This window comes from Neisseria yangbaofengii, from assembly GCF_014898075.1.
Taxonomy (GTDB): Bacteria; Pseudomonadota; Gammaproteobacteria; order Burkholderiales; family Neisseriaceae; genus Neisseria; species Neisseria yangbaofengii.
Genome location: NZ_CP062976.1, coordinates 1915780 through 1935229, shown reverse-complemented (window position 1 = coordinate 1935229; position 19450 = coordinate 1915780). Strand labels below are relative to the sequence as shown.

17 protein-coding genes and 1 pseudogene are annotated in these 19450 nt (G+C 46.9%); 12 read left to right on the top strand and 6 right to left on the bottom strand.

What is annotated here, in order from left to right; genetic code table 11:
- The first annotated feature begins 10 nt into the window (after positions 1 to 10).
- Positions 11 to 1306, top strand: a complete 1296-nt coding sequence (serS, locus tag H4O27_RS09410; protein WP_165008344.1) for a serine--tRNA ligase — start codon at positions 11 to 13, stop codon at positions 1304 to 1306.
- Between the two features lie 70 nt (positions 1307 to 1376).
- Here serS and H4O27_RS09405 read toward each other — a convergent pair.
- From H4O27_RS09405 to H4O27_RS13190, 4 genes and pseudogenes are all read right to left on the bottom strand, one after another.
- Positions 1377 to 1472, bottom strand: a pseudogene (locus H4O27_RS09405) (IS3 family transposase); the annotation flags it as partial.
- A gap of 147 nt (positions 1473 to 1619) precedes the next feature.
- The gene (gene hemH, locus H4O27_RS09400) at positions 1620 to 2633 is read right to left on the bottom strand and encodes a ferrochelatase (RefSeq protein ID WP_165008342.1); all 1014 of its coding nucleotides are present in this window, start codon (positions 2631 to 2633) and stop codon (positions 1620 to 1622) included.
- A gap of 213 nt (positions 2634 to 2846) precedes the next feature.
- On the bottom strand, positions 2847 to 3965 hold the full coding sequence (gene tgt / locus H4O27_RS09395) for a tRNA guanosine(34) transglycosylase Tgt (RefSeq protein ID WP_165008340.1): 1119 nt from the start codon (positions 3963 to 3965) through the stop codon (positions 2847 to 2849).
- A gap of 181 nt (positions 3966 to 4146) precedes the next feature.
- Positions 4147 to 4326 (bottom strand): alpha-ketoglutarate-dependent dioxygenase AlkB, encoded by a 180-nt coding sequence (locus H4O27_RS13190; protein WP_226883391.1) that lies wholly within the window; start codon positions 4324 to 4326, stop codon positions 4147 to 4149.
- A gap of 626 nt (positions 4327 to 4952) precedes the next feature.
- Here H4O27_RS13190 and thrS point away from each other — a divergent pair.
- From thrS to H4O27_RS09345, 9 genes are all read left to right on the top strand, one after another.
- Positions 4953 to 6866, top strand: a complete 1914-nt coding sequence (thrS, locus tag H4O27_RS09385) for a threonine--tRNA ligase (protein WP_165008339.1) — start codon at positions 4953 to 4955, stop codon at positions 6864 to 6866.
- 17 nt (positions 6867 to 6883) lie between these two features.
- Positions 6884 to 7405, top strand: a complete 522-nt coding sequence (gene infC, locus H4O27_RS09380; RefSeq protein WP_193004418.1) for a translation initiation factor IF-3 — start codon at positions 6884 to 6886, stop codon at positions 7403 to 7405.
- Positions 7406 to 7551: 146 nt separating this feature from the next.
- On the top strand, positions 7552 to 7749 hold the full coding sequence (rpmI, locus tag H4O27_RS09375; protein WP_165008337.1) for a 50S ribosomal protein L35: 198 nt from the start codon (positions 7552 to 7554) through the stop codon (positions 7747 to 7749).
- Positions 7750 to 7760: 11 nt separating this feature from the next.
- Complete coding sequence (rplT, locus tag H4O27_RS09370) at positions 7761 to 8120, top strand: 50S ribosomal protein L20 (protein WP_002214103.1); 360 nt, start codon at positions 7761 to 7763, stop codon at positions 8118 to 8120.
- Positions 8121 to 8793: 673 nt separating this feature from the next.
- Positions 8794 to 9783, top strand: coding sequence for a phenylalanine--tRNA ligase subunit alpha (pheS, locus tag H4O27_RS09365; protein ID WP_165008335.1), 990 nt, complete (start codon positions 8794 to 8796; stop codon positions 9781 to 9783).
- A gap of 39 nt (positions 9784 to 9822) precedes the next feature.
- Positions 9823 to 11691: an ATP-binding protein gene (locus tag H4O27_RS09360; protein WP_165008333.1), complete on the top strand. Its 1869-nt coding sequence runs from the start codon at positions 9823 to 9825 to the stop codon at positions 11689 to 11691.
- A 36-nt stretch (positions 11692 to 11727) separates the two neighbouring features.
- Positions 11728 to 14097 carry a phenylalanine--tRNA ligase subunit beta gene (gene pheT / locus H4O27_RS09355; protein WP_165008331.1) on the top strand — a complete coding sequence of 790 codons (2370 nt, stop codon included), beginning with the start codon at positions 11728 to 11730 and terminating at the stop codon, positions 14095 to 14097.
- Positions 14098 to 14208: 111 nt separating this feature from the next.
- A complete protein-coding gene (locus H4O27_RS09350; RefSeq protein ID WP_003675494.1) occupies positions 14209 to 14511 on the top strand; it encodes an integration host factor subunit alpha in 303 nt (100 codons plus the stop codon).
- Complete coding sequence (locus H4O27_RS09345) at positions 14495 to 14815, top strand: hypothetical protein (RefSeq protein WP_165008329.1); 321 nt, start codon at positions 14495 to 14497, stop codon at positions 14813 to 14815. The genes H4O27_RS09350 and H4O27_RS09345 overlap by 17 nt, the downstream gene beginning before the upstream one ends.
- 89 nt (positions 14816 to 14904) lie before the next feature.
- Here H4O27_RS09345 and H4O27_RS09340 read toward each other — a convergent pair whose 3' ends face one another.
- A complete protein-coding gene (locus tag H4O27_RS09340; RefSeq protein ID WP_193004251.1) occupies positions 14905 to 15873 on the bottom strand; it encodes a hypothetical protein in 969 nt (322 codons plus the stop codon).
- Between the two features lie 365 nt (positions 15874 to 16238).
- Between H4O27_RS09340 and H4O27_RS09335 the strand changes: the two genes are divergently transcribed.
- Together H4O27_RS09335 and H4O27_RS09330 are read left to right on the top strand one after the other, a co-directional pair.
- Positions 16239 to 17591 carry a DUF2868 domain-containing protein gene (locus H4O27_RS09335; protein ID WP_165008327.1) on the top strand — a complete coding sequence of 451 codons (1353 nt, stop codon included), beginning with the start codon at positions 16239 to 16241 and terminating at the stop codon, positions 17589 to 17591.
- A 20-nt stretch (positions 17592 to 17611) separates the two neighbouring features.
- A complete protein-coding gene (locus H4O27_RS09330; protein WP_165008325.1) occupies positions 17612 to 18952 on the top strand; it encodes a DUF3482 domain-containing protein in 1341 nt (446 codons plus the stop codon).
- A 56-nt stretch (positions 18953 to 19008) separates the two neighbouring features.
- Here H4O27_RS09330 and H4O27_RS09325 read toward each other — a convergent pair whose 3' ends face one another.
- Positions 19009 to 19272: a hypothetical protein gene (locus H4O27_RS09325; protein ID WP_165008323.1), complete on the bottom strand. Its 264-nt coding sequence runs from the start codon at positions 19270 to 19272 to the stop codon at positions 19009 to 19011.
- Positions 19273 to 19450 lie beyond the last annotated feature (178 nt).

The window sequence follows — 19450 nt, the reverse complement described above, 5'->3', positions numbered from 1 at the left end:
AGAGAGATTCATGTTAGACATCCAACTTTTGCGTAATGCCCCCCATGCGGTGGCGGACCGTTTGGCGGCGCGCGGTTATGAATTTGATACGGCGCGTTTTCAGGCTTTGGAAGAGCAGCGTAAGGCGGTGCAGGTCAAGGCCGAGGAATTGCAGGCGGCGCGTAACAGTATTTCCAAGCAAATCGGTGCGCTCAAAGGTCAGGGCAAACATGATGAGGCTCAGGCTGCCATGGATCGGGTGGCGCAAATCAAGGTGGATTTGGAGCAGGCGGCGAAGGATTTGGAGGCGGTGCAGCAGGAGTTGGATGCTTGGTTGCTGACTATTCCGAATCTGCCGCATGAGAGTGTGCCTGAGGGCAAAGACGAAACGGAAAACGTGGAAGTGCGCAAAGTCGGCACGCCGCGCGAATTTGATTTCGAGATTAAAGACCATGTCGATTTGGGCGAACCGCTCGGCCTGGATTTTGAAGGCGGCGCGCGTTTGTCGGGTGCCCGTTTTACCGTGATGAAAGGCCAAATCGCGCGTTTGCACCGAGCATTGGCGCAATTTATGCTGGATACGCACACGCTGCAACACGGCTACACCGAGCATTACACGCCTTATATCGTCGATGACGTAACCTTGCAGGGCACGGGTCAGTTGCCGAAATTTGCGGAAGATTTGTTCCATGTGACCCGTGGCGGCGACGAGAGCAAGAAAACGCAATATCTGATTCCGACTGCGGAAGTGACGCTCACCAATACCGTGGCCGGCAGCATTGTGGCCGACAGCGAACTGCCGCTGAAGCTGACCGCGCATTCGCCTTGTTTCCGTTCGGAAGCGGGTGCGTATGGCAAAGACGTGCGCGGTTTGATCCGCCAGCACCAGTTCGACAAAGTGGAAATGGTGCAAATCGTGCGTCCGGAAAATTCTTATCAGGCTTTGGAAGAGATGGTCGGCCATGCAGAAAATATCTTGAAAGCTTTGGAGCTGCCTTACCGCGTGATTACCTTGTGCACCGGCGACATGGGTTTTGGCGCAACCAAAACGTACGATTTGGAAGTGTGGGTGCCGGCGCAAAATACTTACCGTGAGATTTCCAGCTGCTCCAACTGCGAAGATTTCCAAGCGCGCCGTATGAAAGCGCGTTTCAAAGATGAAAACGGCAAAAACCGCTTGGTGCATACTTTAAACGGCTCGGGTCTGGCAGTTGGCCGCACTTTGGTGGCGGTATTGGAAAACCATCAAAACGCCGACGGGAGCATCAATGTTCCTGCTGCGTTGCAGCCATATATGGGCGGTGTGGCTAAGTTGGAAGTGAAGTAATTGAATTGAAAAAATAAAGGCCGTCTGAAATTTAATGTTTTGAACTGCCCCCAAAAAGTTAGGTTGCTGATCACAAGGATTGAGTTCGATATTGTATCGGGCTCAATCCTTTTAATTTTAATCGAATCCTGTCTTTATCGTAATAACGGATATAATCCGACACTGCTTTCCCCATGTCCGACCACCGTTTCAAACCGTCTGCCGTAAATATAGTGGATTCACTATATTTGGTCGTAAAAATCTGCGCCTTAGTCTGTTGGGGTTTAGTCCGGCTTTTGCGGTGCAGGTTATTTCAGACGGCCTTTTATGATTCTTATTCCGCCCAGCCTTGCAAATGCTTTTTCGCCAACTCCGCCAGTGCATTTACCCACACCGGATTATCGTTCAAACATGGAATAAACCGATATTGTTTGCCGCCGGCTTCGTGGAATTGTTCGCGTCCTATCAGGGCGATTTCTTCCATGGTTTCCAAGCAGTCTGCTAAAAAACCCGGGCAGAATACATCTAATTTGGTCACGCCTTGTTTCGGCAGTTCGCCAAACAAATCCTGCGTGCTTGGCTTTACCCATTTTGCCTTACCGAATTGGCTTTGGAACGAGACAATGTATTCGTTTGCGCTCAAGTCCAAGGCTTCAGCCAGCAGTTTGGCGGTGTGGTGGCATTCTTTCAGATAAGGGTCGCCATCATCATGATTTTTCTGCGGAATGCCGTGGAAGCTGAGCATCAGTTTCTCGCCGCGGCCATGTTCCGTCCAGTAGGCCTGAATATGCTGTTTCATTGCTTCAATGTAGCCGGCATCATCATAAAAACGCGATATGGTGCGCACGCTCATTTGGTTGCGCTGTTGCAGCAATTCGGCAAACACCTTATCCAAGGCCGCGCCGGTGCTCGAAGCGGCATATTGTGGATACAGCGGAATCACCAATACATTGCCCACGCCTTGGTTTTTCAAGTCCTGCAACACTTCCGGCGCGCCCGGATTACCGTAAGTCATGGCATGGCGCACGATGACATTGGGCAACGCCGCCGCCAATGCCTTGGTTTGCCGCCCGGTATAAACTGCCAAAGGCGAGCCTTCTTTAAACCAGATTTTTTCATAGCCATGTGCGCTTTTTTGCGGGCGCAAAGTCAATACCAGACCGCGTAAAATCGGTTGCCAAACCAGTTTTGGCAATTCCACTACGCGCGGGTCAGACAAAAAATCTTTCAAATACGGGCGCACTGCTTGCGCGGTCGGCGCATCAGGTGTACCCAAATTCATCAAGACCACGGCAGTTTTGTGTTGCTGCTCGTAAGAAAGGGTAGGCTCGGCTAAAAAATGCGGCATGGTTGGCTTTCACGAAAAAAGGAAATGAGAAATTATAGCAATAAAAAGGCCGCCTGAAAGTGAAATTGGGTTTTCAGACGGCCTTTTTAGGTTTGGCTATGAAGCTGTTTGTTGATGGGGTAATGATGAATCAAATAGATAACTTATGCATTAAGGCCGTCTGAAAAAACAATTCTTTCAGGCGGCCTTAATGCTTCATTCAATCTTTAAGGCTTAGCAATCCACTCCTTTGGCACGGTTCTCGTGGAATTGCGCCTGCCAGTCGGCGAATCTGCCCTGTTCGACGGCTTCCCGCATTTCTGCCATGATGACTTGGTAGAAATGCAGATTGTGGATGGTGTTGAGCTGTGCGCCCAAGATTTCGCCGGCACGGTGCAGGTGGTGCAGGTAGGCACGGCTGAAGTTTTGACAGGCGTAGCAGGTGCAGGTTTCGTCTATCGGGCGGGTGTCGTGTTTGTGTTTGGCGTTTTTGATTTTCAAATCGCCGAAGCGGGTAAACAGCCAGCCGTTGCGGGCATTGCGGGTGGGCATGACGCAGTCGAACATATCCACGCCGTGGGCCACGCCGTACACCAAGTCTTCCGGTGTGCCGACCCCCATCAGATAATGCGGTTTGTGTTCGGGCAAAATCGGGCCGACGGCACGCAACATTCGGTACATTTCGGGTTTGGGTTCGCCGACGCTCAAACCGCCGATGGCGAGACCCGGAAAGTCGAACTGTTCCAGACCTTTGAGCGATTCTTCCCGCAAATCTTCATACATCGCACCTTGCACGATGCCGAACAGGGCGTTGGGGTTGTTCAAATCTTCAAAGGCTTTTTTACTGCGTTCCGCCCAGCGCAGGCTCATTTGCAGCGATTTTTTTGCCTGTTCATACGTCGCCTCGCCCGGAGTGCATTCGTCCAACTGCATCACAATATCGGAATTGAGGACGGTTTGGATTTTCATCGAGATTTCGGGCGACAGGAAGAGTTTGTCGCCGTTAATCGGGCTTTTGAAGGTGCAGCCTTCTTCGGTGAGTTTGCGCATATCGGACAGCGAGAAAACCTGAAAACCGCCCGAGTCGGTCAGAATCGGTTTGTTCCAGCCGATAAATTGGTGCAGACCGCCGAATTGTTCGATCACTTCCAAGCCGGGGCGCAGCCATAAGTGATAAGTGTTGCCCAAGATAATTTGGGCTTTGATGTCGTGCAGGTTTTGCGGGGTCATGGCTTTGACCGAACCGTAGGTGCCGACCGGCATAAATACCGGCGTTTCGATTTTGCCGTGGTTCAGTTCCAACGTGCCGCGGCGGGCATGGCCGTCTTTTTTGTGCAGGGTAAATTTCAACATGGGTGAAGCGTGTTCGGATAAATGAATAATTATAACTGATAAGCGTTTGTTAGGGTGTGTTTAAGTAGCTATCGGGGCGGAAGGTCGGGTCAATGCGTGGTGCGGTGACTTTGGTGCTTTTCATCGCGGCGTGCCGCTAATTCTGCCGGATTTGGCCGCGCATCACGATTAATTGGCCGTATTACGGCATGAATTCGCACTTTTCGTTGGTGTGTTTGTGTTTGAAGGCAAATTTTCGGATAGCGCCGAGCCTAAGCGAGGCAATGATGGATTCATTGCCTAATTCTTTTTCGCCATCGCTGTGCCAGCCCATGCCTTCGAGGCCGTCTGAATATAAATTCAATAAGCAGGAATTGAACACTGCCAGGCTGATGGGTTGAAGGTGTTACTCGATGGTGGTTTGAGGGAAAGTAAAGTCGGATGCCAAGACAGGGCGATGCGGCGGATACCGGAATAAGTATAGTCAAAAGTATTTTCGCCATGCCAAGCTACTTGGCGGGCGGTGGTAATGTGTTTGCCGTAAATGATGGCTTCATCGTGATGCTAAGGAATAATATTGTGAATAAATTCTTCAAATAAATCATCGTCTTATTCGGATTTTAAAATCACGCCGGAATCATTAACGATACCGTTGTAAGGCAGTGGATTGTACTCGGGCGATGGGGCGTGGAATAGGCCAAACCGGTTCATAAAGTAATGAATGTGCTGCTATTGGGCGGTGGAGGCGGGTGTAGTCGTTTTCTGACGGCATGGGGTATTTGTACCCTTGCTGCAACAGGCGTAGGCGATATGCCGCGCATTTGGTCGGCAGCTTGCTAATTAATTGGCAGGCATTATATAATTTACAAGATTAGCTTTTGGTTGCGCATCGAATAAAAACGCCGGCCGCAATCATCATAATTAAACCGGTTTTCAGGCAGTTTGCGTTGTTGGATAAATATAATGAATCATGCCGTCTGAAAAATTACTTACCACTCGGAGTTTTGAATGTTGAACATTACCTTGCCTGACGGTTCCGTCCGCCAATATGAATCACCTGTAACCGTTGCCCAAATTGCGGCATCGATTGGAGCAGGTTTGGCGAAAGCAACAGTGGCAGGTAAAGTCAACGGCAAATTGGTCGATGCCTGCGATCTGATTACTGAAGATGCTTCCGTGCAGATTATCACGCCGAAAGACAAAGAAGGCGTGGAAATTATCCGCCACTCTTGCGCCCACTTGGTCGGCCATGCGGTCAAACAACTTTATCCCACTGCAAAAATGGTTATCGGCCCCGTTATCGAAGAGGGCTTTTATTACGACATCGCTACGGAAAAACCGTTTACCCCCGAAGACGTTGCCGCCATCGAAGCACGCATGAAAGAATTGATTGCACAGGATTACGATGTAATCAAAATCATAACTCCGCGTGCCGAGGCAGTCAAAATTTTCCAAGAACGCGACGAAGAATACAAACTGCGCCTGATTGACGATATGCCCGAAGTCGAAGCCATGGGTCTGTATCATCATCAGGAATATGTCGATATGTGCCGCGGCCCGCATGTTCCCAATACCCGTTTCCTGAAACATTTCAAGCTCACCAAACTGGCGGGTGCATACTGGCGGGGCGACAGCAATAACGAAATGCTGCAACGTGTGTACGGCACGGCTTGGGCAAGCAAAGACGAATTAAAAGCCTATATCCAACGTATCGAAGAAGCCGAAAAAAGGGATCACCGCAAACTGGGTAAACAGTTGGACTTGTTCCACCTGCAAGACGAAGCGCCGGGTATGGTGTTCTGGCACCCGAAAGGCTGGGCGCTGTGGCAGGCGATTGAGCAGCACATGCGCAAAGAGTTAGATGCCGCCGGTTATAAAGAAGTGAAAACGCCCCAAATCATGGATAAAACCTTTTGGGAAAAATCCGGTCATTGGGATAATTACAAAGACAATATGTTCGTAACCAACTCGGAAAAACGGGAATATGCGGTTAAACCGATGAACTGTCCGGGTCATGTGCAGATTTTCAACAACGGCCTGCGCTCTTACCGTGATTTGCCGATGCGTCTGGCAGAATTCGGTTCGTGCCACCGCAACGAGCCGAGCGGTGCGCTGCACGGCCTGATGCGTGTGCGTGGATTTGTGCAGGACGATGCGCATATTTTCTGTACCGAAGCGCAAATCGTTGCCGAAGCGCAAGCCTTTAACGAATTGCTGGTGCGGATTTACAAACAGTTTGGCTTCCATGATGTGTCGGTGAAACTGTCGCTGCGTCCGGAAAAACGTGCCGGTTCCGATGAAATTTGGGACAGAGCCGAACAAGGCCTGCGTGAAGCCCTGACCGCCTGCGGCGTAGAATGGGAAGAATTGCCGGGCGAAGGCGCATTCTACGGCCCGAAAATCGAATACCATGTTAAAGATGCCTTGGGTCGTTCTTGGCAGTGCGGTACGTTGCAGTTGGACTTCGTATTACCCGAACGCTTAAATGCCGAATACGTTACCGAAAACAACGATCGCGCCCGTCCGGTGATGCTGCACCGTGCGATTTTGGGTTCGCTGGAACGCTTTATCGGCATTCTGATTGAAAACCATGCCGGTTCGTTCCCATTGTGGCTGGCGCCGGTGCAGATGGTAATTATGAACATCACCGAAAATCAGGCAGATTATTGCCGTGAAGTCGCCGCCAAATTACAGGCCGCAGGCTTCCGTGTCGAATTGGATTTGCGTAACGAAAAAATCGGCTACAAAATCCGGGACAACAGCCAATACCGTTTCCCTTATCAAATTGTTGTCGGCGATAAAGAGAAACAGGAAAACAAAGTGGCCGTGCGCCGCAAAGCAGAAGACTTGGGTTCGCTCGATTTAGATGATTTTATTGCAAAACTGCAACAGGAAATCACCGAATCCCTCGTCAATCATTAATTTTTAAAAGGAGTATCATCATCGCTCAAGAACGCGAAGCACGAATCAATGGCGAAATTACCGCCAAAGAGGTGCGATTAATCAGTGATTCAGGCGAACAGTTGGGAGTAGTGTCTGTTCGTGAGGCTTTGGCTATGGCTGAAGAGCAGGAGGTGGATTTGGTGGAGATTTCCCCAAATGCCAAACCGCCTGTGTGCAAACTTATGGACTACGGTAAATACAAATACCAAATGGCCAAAAAGCGGGACGAAGCCAAGAAAAACCAAAAACAGGTTCAGATTAAGGAAATCAAATTCCGTCCGGGTACGGACGAGGGCGATTACCAAATCAAAATGCGCAACATCAACCGCTTTTTGGCAGACGGCGACAAGGTAAAAGTTACCCTGCGTTTCCGTGGTCGTGAGATGGCGCATCAACAACTGGGCGCACAGCTTCTGGAGCGGGTGAAAGAAGATTTGGCCGAAGTGGCGCAAATCGAGTCTTTCCCGAAAATGGAAGGCCGCCAAATGGTGATGATGATTGCGCCGAAGAAAAAATAAGGCTATAATTATCGGCTTATTCCGATTGTCGCACGGAATAGGCTTGAAAAAAGCGGCAAAAACCGTGGTGTTTGGGTTTCAAGTGTTTGAAATGCTTAAATTTCAAAGCCCCTTATGCCTTATCTAATAATGAATGGAGTTTTCCCATGCCTAAAATGAAAACCAAGTCGAGCGCAAAAAAACGCTTCAAAGTACTGGGTAACGGTGGTGTAAAACGCGGTCATGCGTTTAAAAGTCATATTCTGACCAAAAAAACCACAAAAACCAAACGCCAACTGCGTGGCACCTCTATGGTGAACGAACGCGATTTGGCTTCTGTTGCTAAAATGTTACCTTACGCTTAAGGAGTTAAACTATGCCACGCGTAAAACGCGGTGTAACCGCTCGTGCCCGTCACCAAAAAATCTTCGCTTTAGCCAAAGGCTACCGCGGCCGTCGTAAAAACGTTTACCGTGTTGCCAAACAAGCGGTAATGAAAGCCGGTCAATATGCTTACCGTGACCGTCGCCAACGCAAACGCCAATTCCGCCAACTGTGGATTGTGCGTATTAACGCCGGTGCCCGTGAAAACGGCTTGTCTTACAGCAAATTCATGAACGGCCTGAAACGTGCGTCTATCGAAATCGACCGCAAAGTATTGGCTGATTTGGCTGTATTCGACAAAGCAGCATTTGCCCAACTGGTTGAAAAAGCAAAAGCTGCTCTGGCTGCTTAATCCAAACAGCGTAAAAAAGGAAACTTCGGTTTCCTTTTTTTATTTTCTAAAACAAAGTAACAGAATATTAAACATTTAGGCCGTCTGAAAATCGGAGGCAGATTGCAGTGATGCTTAGAACGCCGAATTTTCTATACAAATTGGCAAGCTACAGCCGTAAACACATCGGACTTGTGTCAGCTAATGACGGATGAAATAAGCTGGAAATTTGGTTTATTCACCATAATATTAATGAACACGTGCATATTGCGGCATGCACACTACTGCTGAATTTGGTGTAGCGTGTGTGCCGCAATATGCACGTGTTTGGTGAATTTTAGTGTGTTCTCTTTTTCAAATGAATCTACTATATCCGGTTCTTATGGTCGTAACCTTGTTTTTCAGACGGCCTGTATCCGATAGGTTGTTGATTTGTTTCAAAGCCTGTTTTTTTATGGCAATTTACGTTAAAATACGGCTCATTTATTAAACGGATTGGCCTATTATTCGGGCCGTCTGAAACGCTTTGGCTGATTTGGGCATCAAATTAAGAAATCCACCGGCTTTGTTGCACTTGGCAGTTTTCTTATTTTCCGTTATCGGCAAAGCGGGCAGGCGGCCTTGTTTTATTGAGTAATATCACAAAAGCCAATCGGGCAGAGAGCCATCAACTACAAACGCTAAAAGAATCACTATGGAAAATGTAAACCGTATCGTTGCCGAAGGCATTGCCGCCGTAGAATCTGCAGCCGATTTCAACGCCTTGGAACAAGTCAAAGCCCAATATTTGGGCAAAACCGGCCAATTAACCGGCTTATTGAAAACCTTGGGGCAGATGTCGCCGGAAGAGCGAAAAACCATCGGTGCCCATATCAACGAATGCAAAAACCAATTTCAGACGGCCTACAACACCAAGCGTGATGCTTTAAACGAAGCCAAACTACAGGCGCAGCTGGCAGCCGAAGCCTTGGATGTTACCTTGCCGGGACGAGGGCAGGCGGCAGGCGGGTTGCACCCTGTAACCCTGACTTTGCAGCGTGTGGTGGAACTCTTTCACGGCATGGGTTTTGAAGTGGCGGACGGCCCCGAAATCGAAGACGATTTCCACAATTTCCAAGCCCTGAACATTCCCGCAAACCACCCCGCCCGTGCCATGCAGGATACTTTTTATGTAGAAAACGGCGATGTATTGCGCACCCACACTTCGCCGATTCAAATCCGCTACATGCTGGACAAAAAAAATCCCCCAATCCGCATTATTGCGCCGGGTCGGGTGTATCGTGTGGACAGCGATGCCACCCACTCGCCCATGTTCCACCAAGCCGAAGGTTTGTGGGTGGAAGAGGGCGTAACCTTCGCCGATTTGAAAGCCGTGTTCACCGATTTTATCCGCCGCTTTTTCGAGCGTGATGATTTGCAGGTGCGTTTCCGTCCGTCATTCTTCCCGTTTACCGAGCCTTCCGCCGAAATCGACATTATGGGCGAAAACGGCAAATGGCTGGAAGTCGGCGGCTGCGGCATGGTACACCCGAACGTATTGAAAAACGTCAATATCGATCCCGAAAAATATACCGGCTTCGCCTTCGGCATCGGTCTCGACCGCTTCGCCATGCTGCGCTACAACGTCAACGACCTGCGCCTGTTTTTTGATAACGATTTGAATTTTTTGAAACAGTTTAAGTAATAGATTATCTTATTTAAAAATTCTCTTCAGGTGGATATTATGAATATTAATTTAAAAAATGCTGTTCCACGCCTATTTCCAGACCCCCGTTTTGAAATGATTTATTTTGAAGCGGTTTCTAATGCATTGGATGCGGGAGCTACTGAAATTAATATTGGAATAGAATATGATAATAGCGATTTTAAAAAATTTATTATCGTTGATAATGGTATTGGGTTTAATGAAGAGAATTATAACCGATTCTCAGAATTGATGGAAACTAAGGACAATGCTCATAAAGGGCAAGGTCGGGTAGTTTATTTGATTTATTTTGAGAATGTTGAGATAACTAGTTATTTTTTAGAAGGAAATCTTTATAAAAAACGACAATTTAACTTTTCTTATGATTTTCAAAAAAACAATTCTTCAGTAAGTGATGAAATTTCTTCTGGTATATCTCAAGGAACTCGATTGTCTTTTTCTGGTAAAGTGTCCAAGAAAATTAGTAAATTAGATTCTCTTCGAGCTGACTATATAAGGGAACAAATTTTTGCTGAATTTTTGCCTTGCTTATTTCAGAAAAAACAAAAAAATGAAAATTTTGAAATTTTGATTAAAACAAGTATTAATAACGAAAAGAGCTCTGCACGTATCAATATTCAAGATATTCCTGAGTTTAAATCTATTCCGCTTCAAACTTCTGAGTTAATTGGATCTAATCAAAGTGGACAAGTTCTTCGAAATCCTGAATCATTTTTATATTATTTCTTAAAAAAAGATGAAATGAATAGTGGAGTTTCATCTGTAATTACATCTTTTGCAATTGATAATCGAGCAAAACGTATTGATATTATTGATAAACCAAATTATCTCCCCAATCTTGAAGCAACTTTTTTCTTAGTTTCAGAACACTTTGAAGGGTGTGTAGATTCTACTAGGCAAGAGTTAACATTAAAACCTGATGAATTAAAATTAGTTAAAATGGTATTTAAGAAATATGTTAAATCTATTTTAACATCTGAATTTAATCAGGAATATGAGGAAATTAGAAACTCAAGGAAAGACTTTTTATTGAATAGGTTTCCCCATTTGATGGACTATATAGATGGCGATGAAATAGGTTTTAAATCTAATCAAGATATAATCAAAGAAGCTCAAAATGAATTTTTTAAAAAGCAGAGAGAAATTTTAGAAAAAGAAAATTTAGATGAGGAAGATTACCAAAAAGCCCTTGATTTATCTGCGAGGAACCTTGTGGAGTATATTTTATTCAGGCAAATTCAAATTGAACAACTACAAAAAGTAAAAGCGGAAGATAGAGAAAAGGTTATCCATAATATTATTAGCCCAATGCGAGAGACCTATTTAGGAGGGTGTGATAATAACCTATTATTTAGGAACAATGCTTGGATATTGGATGATAGATTTATGACTTATATTCAAGCAGCAAGTGATATAACATTGAAGGAAATTACAAGGCAGTTTAATAAAATTTTCCAGCAGCATACAGATTCTGAAGATCGTCCTGATTATTTGATGTTTTTTTCTAATCAAATTGAAAATGAAAATGATAAAGTAGATTTGGTTTGTTTTGAGTTCAAGCGGTTAGGTGTAAGATTGGAGGAAAAAACAAAAGCTGTTACTGAATTAACAAAATATATTAAACAACTTAGGGATGTTTGTAAAAATATTCAAAGAGTATGGTTGTATGCTTTAGTTGATTTTGATGATGACCTAGAGCAATCTTTAGAAGCTCAAGATTTTAAAATGAAATTTTCCACTCAAGGAAAAATTTGGTATCGCTACTATGAAAATATCGAATCAGAATTAGCATTTTTAGATTTTGGTGCCGTGGTAAGTGATGCTAATAGTCGAAACAAAACGTTTATGGAAATTCTTAAAAAAGGGTTTTCGTATGAAAAAGAGTAGTTTTTAACTTACATTCAATTAATTAAAGATAATATTATGCAATTTTCTTATTCATGGCTGAAAACGCAAGCCGATCCGAAGTTGTCTGCTGATGAGTTGGCGCATTTGCTGACCATGGCGGGTTTGGAAGTGGAAGAAACCGAAACGGCTGCGCCGGCGTTTAGCGGCGTGGTGGTGGCGGAAGTGAAATCGGTGGAAAAACACCCCGATGCCGACCGTTTGAATGTAACCCAAGTTGATGTGGGGCAGGGCGAGTTGGTGCAGATTGTCTGCGGTGCGCCGAATGTGAAGCCGGGGATTAAAGTGCCGTGTTCGCTGCCGGGTGCGGTGTTGCCGGGCAACTTTAAAATCAAGCCGACCAAAATGCGGGGCGTGGTGTCCAACGGTATGTTGTGTTCCACTGATGAATTGGGTTTGCCGGACGACGGTGTGGACGGTCTGCACATTTTGCCTGACGATGCGCCGGTCGGTGCGGATATTCGCGAATATCTGGATTTGGACGACACGCTGTTTACCCTGAAAATTACGCCGAACCGTACCGACTGTTTGAGCGTGAAAGGCATTGCCCGTGAAGTATCGGCGCTGACGCAGTGCGCGGTGGCTTTTCCCGAAATTCAGACGGCCTCGGTGTCAAGCAGCCGAAAACAGCCGGTGCGCATTGATGTGCCGCAAGACTGCGGCCGCTTTATCAGCCGTGTAATCGAAAATGTGAACGCCAAAGCCGCTACACCGGCGTGGCTGAAACAGCGTTTGGAGCGCAGCGGTATCCGCAGCATTTCGGCGTTGGTGGACATCGGCAATTATGTGATGTTGGAACTGGGTCAGCCGATGCACGTTTTCGATGCGGATAAAATCCACGGCAGCCTGATTGTGCGCCGTGCCATCGAGGGTGAAACGCTGGCGTGCCTGAATGAAAAAACGGTCGCTTTATCTGATAATACTTTGGTGGTGGCAGACGAGCAGGGCGCATTGAGCATGGCCGGTCTGATGGGCGGCGAGGCGAGTGCGGTTTCTGACGATACGGTTAATATTGTGTTGGAATCGGCGTATTTTGCGCCGGAAATCATTGCCGGAAAATCCCGCCAATACGGTTTCGGATCAGATTCTTCGTTCCGTTTCGAGCGGGGCGTGGATTGGGCATTGCAGGCAGATGCCATTGAGCGGGCAACGGAATTGGTGTTGCAAATCTGCGGCGGTGCGGCAGGCGAAAGCGTAGAAGCAGTGGGCGAGTTGCCGACCGCCAATCAGAATCAGGTTGAACTGCGTTTGAGCCGTTTGGAAAAAATGCTTGGTGTGGTCGTTGCGCCTCAGCAGGTGGAAACCATTTTGCAGCATTTGGGTTTGAATCCGGCGGCAACAGAAGCCGGTTTCACCGTTACCCAGCCGAGCTTCCGCTTCGATATTGAAATCGAGGCCGATTTGGTGGAAGAAATCGGCCGGGTGTACGGTTATGAAAATATCCCAGATGATTGCACATCAGGCCGTCTGAAAATGCTGGCTTTGCCCGAAACCCGCCGAAGCCGTTTTGCGGTGTATAACGAAATGGCGGCCAGAGGCTATCAGGAAGCGGTGAGCTATGCTTTTGTCGATGAAGCATGGGAACGTGATTTTGCTGCCAACGATAATCCGATTCGTCTGCAAAACCCGCTGGCGGCGCAATATGCCGTGATGCGTTCGACCTTAATCGGCGGTTTGGTGGAAATTCTGCAAAACAATTTAAACCGCAAGCAAAACAGAGTGCGTGTGTTTGAAATCGCCCGTGTATTCAGCAAAAACGAGCAGGGCGGTTTCGTGCAGAACGAACGCATTGGCGGCCTGTGGTACGGTTCGGTCGAGCCGGAACAATGGGGCAGCAAAACCCGTGCCGCCGATTTTTACGACATCAAAGCCGATGTTGAAAATCTGTTGAAAAACAAACAAGTATCATTTGTTAAAGCCGAACATCCGGCATTGCATCACGGCCGTACCGCCAATATTGTTTCAGACGGCAAAGTAATCGGTTTTGTCGGCGAACTGCACCCGAAATGGCTGCAAAAATACGATTTGCCGCAAGCGCCGCTGGTGTTTGAAATCGATATGGACGCTGTGTTGGAACGGGAGAAAACCCGTTACCGTCCGGCATCCAAATTCCAAGCCGTGCGCCGTGATTTGGCATTTGTGATGCCCGAGAACATGAGCCACGATGATTTGCTGGCAGCCTTAAACGGCGCAGCCAACAAACTGGTTCAGGAAATCACCGTGTTTGACGTGTACCGTGGAGCAGGCGTGGCAGAAGGCATGAAGAGCGTGGCAGTGAAAGTGATTTTGCAGGATATGGAAACCACGCTGACCGATGAAACTGTCGAGCCGCTGGTGGCCAAACTGATTGTCACCGCCCAAAGCGCCGGTGCGCAGCTGCGCGGCTAGGCGTATTTAAAAAAAATCGGCGGAGCAGCCACCGATTTTTTTATTTTGATACTTGATTTCTAAGAAAAAATTAGTGATAATCTGCACCTAATTAAAAACGAAGGTAATAACATGACACTGACTAAAGCTGAGTTGGCCGATATTTTGGTAGACAAAGTCAGCAACGTAACCAAAAACGATGCCAAAGAAATCGTCGAGCTCTTTTTTGAAGAAATCCGCAGTACTTTGGCGCGCGGCGAAGAAATCAAAATTTCCGGATTCGGCAATTTCCAATTACGCGACAAACCGCAACGCCCGGGCCGCAACCCGAAAACCGGCGAAGAAGTACCGATTACTGCGCGCCGAGTGGTGACGTTCCATGCCAGCCAAAAACTTAAAGGTATGGTGGAGCATTACTATGACAAACAACGCTAATCTTTCGATTCCGGCAAAACGTTATTTTACGTTGGACGAAGTGTGCCGATTGGTGCAAATCAGTCCGGAAGAGTTTGCTCAATGGCAATATGAAAACGGTGTGGTTGTCGGCTATGGTGGCGATCGCTATACCCGTTCTGATTTAGTTAAGCTATTGAAATTAAAAGATACCTTCCTGCCTTATACAGAAGAACAGCCGCAAGAAGCGTTGGATGCCGACGGTCGGCCTGCAGCCGATACCGATGAAATCCGGCAAGGATTGAAAAACGTATTGGCCGGTTTGGAAACCGTTTTGGCAAAATAAAATGATGAAAAACCGAGATGAAAATTTCTCGGTTTTTCATTGAAAAAGCCGTCTGAAAATGTTTCAGACGGCTTTGTTATATCGGTGGATCAGAATAAGGCTTCAAAGCGAACAAGCGCACCAATGGTATGATCGCGGTTATCTTTGCGGTCGTTAAAATAGTTGACTTCAGTTTGTACAAACAACCATTTACGCCAAATTGGTTGGCGGTAGCCGGCAAAAGGACCATAGGTATTCAGGTTGAATTTTTTATCCTGAATATAGCCATGGGTGTGCAAGCCGTAATTGATGTAGCGGTTGTTGCCTATATCGTGTTGGCGGTAAAGGTTGTCACCCCAAGTCCAGTCTTCTCGGTCGCCTTCATGTTCATATTGCAGGTGGAGCTGGTTGGAAATGAAGGTTTTACCGTCTTCTTGGTAACGCGTATCCCAATTGGTACGGACATGGTGTTCGCTCTTAGAGCCGTATCGGTAAATCTGTTCCAAACCAGTGATCAACTTATCATTGATTTGCCAATCTTTTTTTGCTTTCACTCGGGCATATAAATCGTTGCCGGAGCGGATACCAATATCGAAATCGGTGTCGATGTCGCCACTGCCAAACAATTCGTTCCAGCGCAGGGCGATAGACGAGTTTTGATCGCGGTTGGTGCGGTAATCGTAGTTCTTACTGTCGCGATAGGTGCGATTGCGGTAGTTGCTCGCTTCGTTACGGAATTCGTCGTCTAAGGAATCATCACCAAACACGACATTCAGTTTTTCCTGTAAAACCGGCAATTTCACGCGACCCCGAATACGTGGGGTCACCGAAAATTCATCGTATTTGTTCCATTCGGTATCAACCATCACCCGTAAATTGGCGCTGGCCGGATTATTGGGATCGGTTTTACCAAACCAGCCATCCATGCCGTGTGACCATTTTTTTAAAGTGCCTTGTACTTTACTGTGTTGGGTATCGACCCAGGTATCGCCGCTGGCCGGTACGGTTTCGTCTGCCAAGGCCAACGAAGACACACAAGCCGTTAAAATAAATAAAACACTTTGATTTCTCTTTTGCATGATGACTCTCTCAAAATAGGGCTGCTTATTAATATACATATTTTGAGCATACATTATTTTTTAGGACATCACAAATTTTGCAAAAATTAGGGAAAGTTGGTGACAACATTATAAAAATTATCATTTAAAATGAATATTTAGCCTTGAAAGAGATATTTTGATTTTATTATTTTAAAAAGTAAAACAAAAAAACATTAAGATTGAACTAAAATTCTCATTTAGGCAGATATAATGAATTGAAGTGTTTTAATTAGCCAGTAAAGCATTACTCTTTAAGCAGACTTAATTCCTTATTTTACAAAGGGTTCGGGCTGTCTGGAAAGCTATGTTAAAATCGCATTATTTTTCAGACGGCCTCTATTGTTATGCTTAATCCGAAACACAAACTTGCTGAACTGGTGCGCATTTTGGAAGAACGGGATTATATTTTTCCTGCCGATCCGGCTCAAATCACGGAATCGTTGCGCCATGTCGACGGACAGCCCGAAGGTAAAATATTGCGTCGCGCGGAAATGATCGACTGCAATCATCAGTTGCAGGATGCGTTGGAATACGCCAAAAGCACGGCATTTTGGCTGTGGGTTGTCGGCGTGTCGTTGATGTTTGCCAGCGGCTTTTCCGGCACTTATATTCTAATGGACAACCAAGGTTTGAATTTTTTCCTGATTTTGGCGAGCGTATTGGGCATGAATACCATTATGCTGATGATTTGGCTGGTGTCTGTGGTATTCCGCTTTAAATTCGGTAATGTCATCAGCCACCCGATGACCTGGATGCGCGGCAAAGATTCGGTCAATCAGGCCATGTTGCGTTTATATACTGAAGAATGGAAGCAGCCTTCCACGCGTTGGCTGATTGGCCGCACGTCACACAGCTTATGGTTGGCGACTTTGTCGGGTATGCTGATTTCCGTATTGATGTTGTTGCTGGTGCGCCAATATACATTCAACTGGGAAAGTACCTTGCTGACCAATACTGCTTCAGTCAAAGCTATTGAATGGCTGGGATGGCTGCCGTCGAAAATTGGTTTTCCCGTGCCCGATGCCAATGCGGTATTGCAAGGCCGTCTGAACAGTAATATTGATGATGCGCGCGCGTGGTCGGGCTTGTTGGTCGGCAGCATTGTGTGCTACGGTATTTTGCCGCGTTTCATTGCATGGCTGGCCTGTAAAATCATGCTTAAAATCAGCCGCACACCATTGCCGCTGGATAAACCGTATTATCAAAAAATTATCCAACAATGGCAGAACAAAATCATCGATGCCGATACGCAAAGTGAAACCGTTGCCGCCGTGTCGCCGAAAATCAACATCAGCGATGCACCGAAATGGGCGGTGATGTTGGAAACGCAGTGGCCGGACGATTCGTGGTTTGCTCGCACGCTCGGCCAAGATTGGATCGACAAAGGCGTGGCCGACAGCCGCGGTACCGTATATGCGCTGGCGAACGAATTGCAGCAGCAGTCGGCGCAATTGCTGATTGGCGTGCGCGCCCATACCGTGCCCGACCGTGGCGTGTTACGCCAAATCACCCAGTTGGCCGAAGCGGCCAAGGGCGGGGCGGTAGTGCAACTCTTGGCCGACCAACATCTTTCAGACGGCCTGCAAGAAAACCTGCAACATTGGCATCAGGCTTTGAATGAACGCAATTTGGCTTGGTTGAATCCACCGAAGCTGAATCAGGAATTGCGTTTACAGCAAAGTCAACAGGCCGTCTGAAAAATTGAAAAGTCAAAACCATGAAAACAAAACCTTTATCTCTGGCCGTAGTCGGCCACACCAACACCGGTAAAACGTCGCTGCTGCGCACCTTATTGCGTGACAGCACTTTTGGCGAAGTAAAAAACGCGCCATCCACCACGCGCCATGTCGAGCAGGCAGCCATTTCAGACGGCACCGATACGCTGGTGTATTTATACGACACCCCCGGCTTGGAAGATGCAGGAGGTGTGTTGGACTGGTTGGAAGCCAATACTTCATCGCGTTCAGACGGCATTGAGCGTTTGCAGCAGTTTCTCGGCAGCCCTGCCGCTGCAGGCGATTTCAACCAGGAAGCCAAAGTATTGCGCCAATTACTGCAAAGCGATATGGCCTTGTATGTGGTGGATGCACGAGAACCGGTGCTGAACAAATATAAAGATGAGCTGACTGTGTTGTCGTGGTGCGCCAAGCCCGTGATGCCGGTGTTTAACTTTATCGGCGGACAGGATTTGACCGAATGGACCACTATGCTGGCGCGCCGAACTTTGCATGTTTACAGCGGTTTTGACACAGTTGCTTTTGATTTTGAAGGTGAAATTCGCCTGTGGGACAATTTGGCCACTATGTTGCCGGAGCGCGATATTCTTGACTGCTTAATCGGCATGCGTCGCCGCGAATGGCAAAAATTGGATGAAGATGCCCGCCGTGAGATTGCCGGTTTTCTGCTTGATGTCGCCGCTTATAAACAGGAAATCGATGAAGACGATAATCCGGAGCCGGCATTGCAAACCATGCAGGCCGAAGTGCGCCAATTAGAGCGCAAAATGCAGCAGCAATTGTTTCAGCTTTACCGTTTCTACCAAAATGACATTGAGAGCGGTGATTGGGCATTAAAAGCCTTCCGCCAAGATCCGTTTGACAGCGATTTGCTGGTGCAATACGGCATCCGTACAGGTACTGGCGCGGCCACGGGTGCATTAATCGGCTTTGGTATCGATATTGCCACACTGGGCGGATCGCTTGGCTTAGGGACGGCCATCGGCGGCATTTTGGGCGGCGTATTACCGAATGTGCAGGATATTTCCGATAAGATTTCCGGTAAACAAACCTTACATATCGACCCGGAAACCTTAACCCTGCTGGCCGCGCGTGCATTGGATTTATTAAATGCCCTGCAAAAGCGCGGTCATGCGGCGCAATCGCAAGTGGCGTTGCAAAGCGGCCAAACGCCGTGGCAGCCGCATAAACTGCCGTCTGAATTAAATAAAGCGCGTTCGCAATGGAAATGGTCGTCACTGAATACGCATTTACCTGACCTTAGCCACCGTGAGCGGGCGGAAGCTGCATATAATTTGCAACAAAAATTGAAGCGCGAATAAGCCGTCTGAAACCTTAGGCGCAGATAAAAACATTTTTGTTCGTTTATTTTTCTTTTTTAATTTGATTCGAAAATAAAATGAGCATAAATAGCCGATAATGTAGGTTTTTTGATGTAAATCGCAATTTTTTTTAGTGATAGGTGTTGACGGGCGAAAAAGAAAAGCGCAAAATACGTCTCGTTGAGTTGTTTGATGCAACTTGATTTTTCTCCTCTATTTCTCCTTTGTAGACTTGGCGCATATCCGAAAAGATATGCGCGTTTTTTTTCGTTATTGATCGATATCAAGCTGTCGTCACGATTAGAGCGGATGATGGTCATAAATAAGCGCATTTGAAATCAAACTACATTTAAAGTGTGTAAATGCAACAATTAAGAAATTTTACAAGAAAATTGCTTGCATATATGCGCTGAGTTTGGCATAATCCTTTTCATTAGCTGGTTCGAGTAGTCAGTTAATAGTTTCTCCTCTATTTCTCCTTTGTAGACTTGGCACACA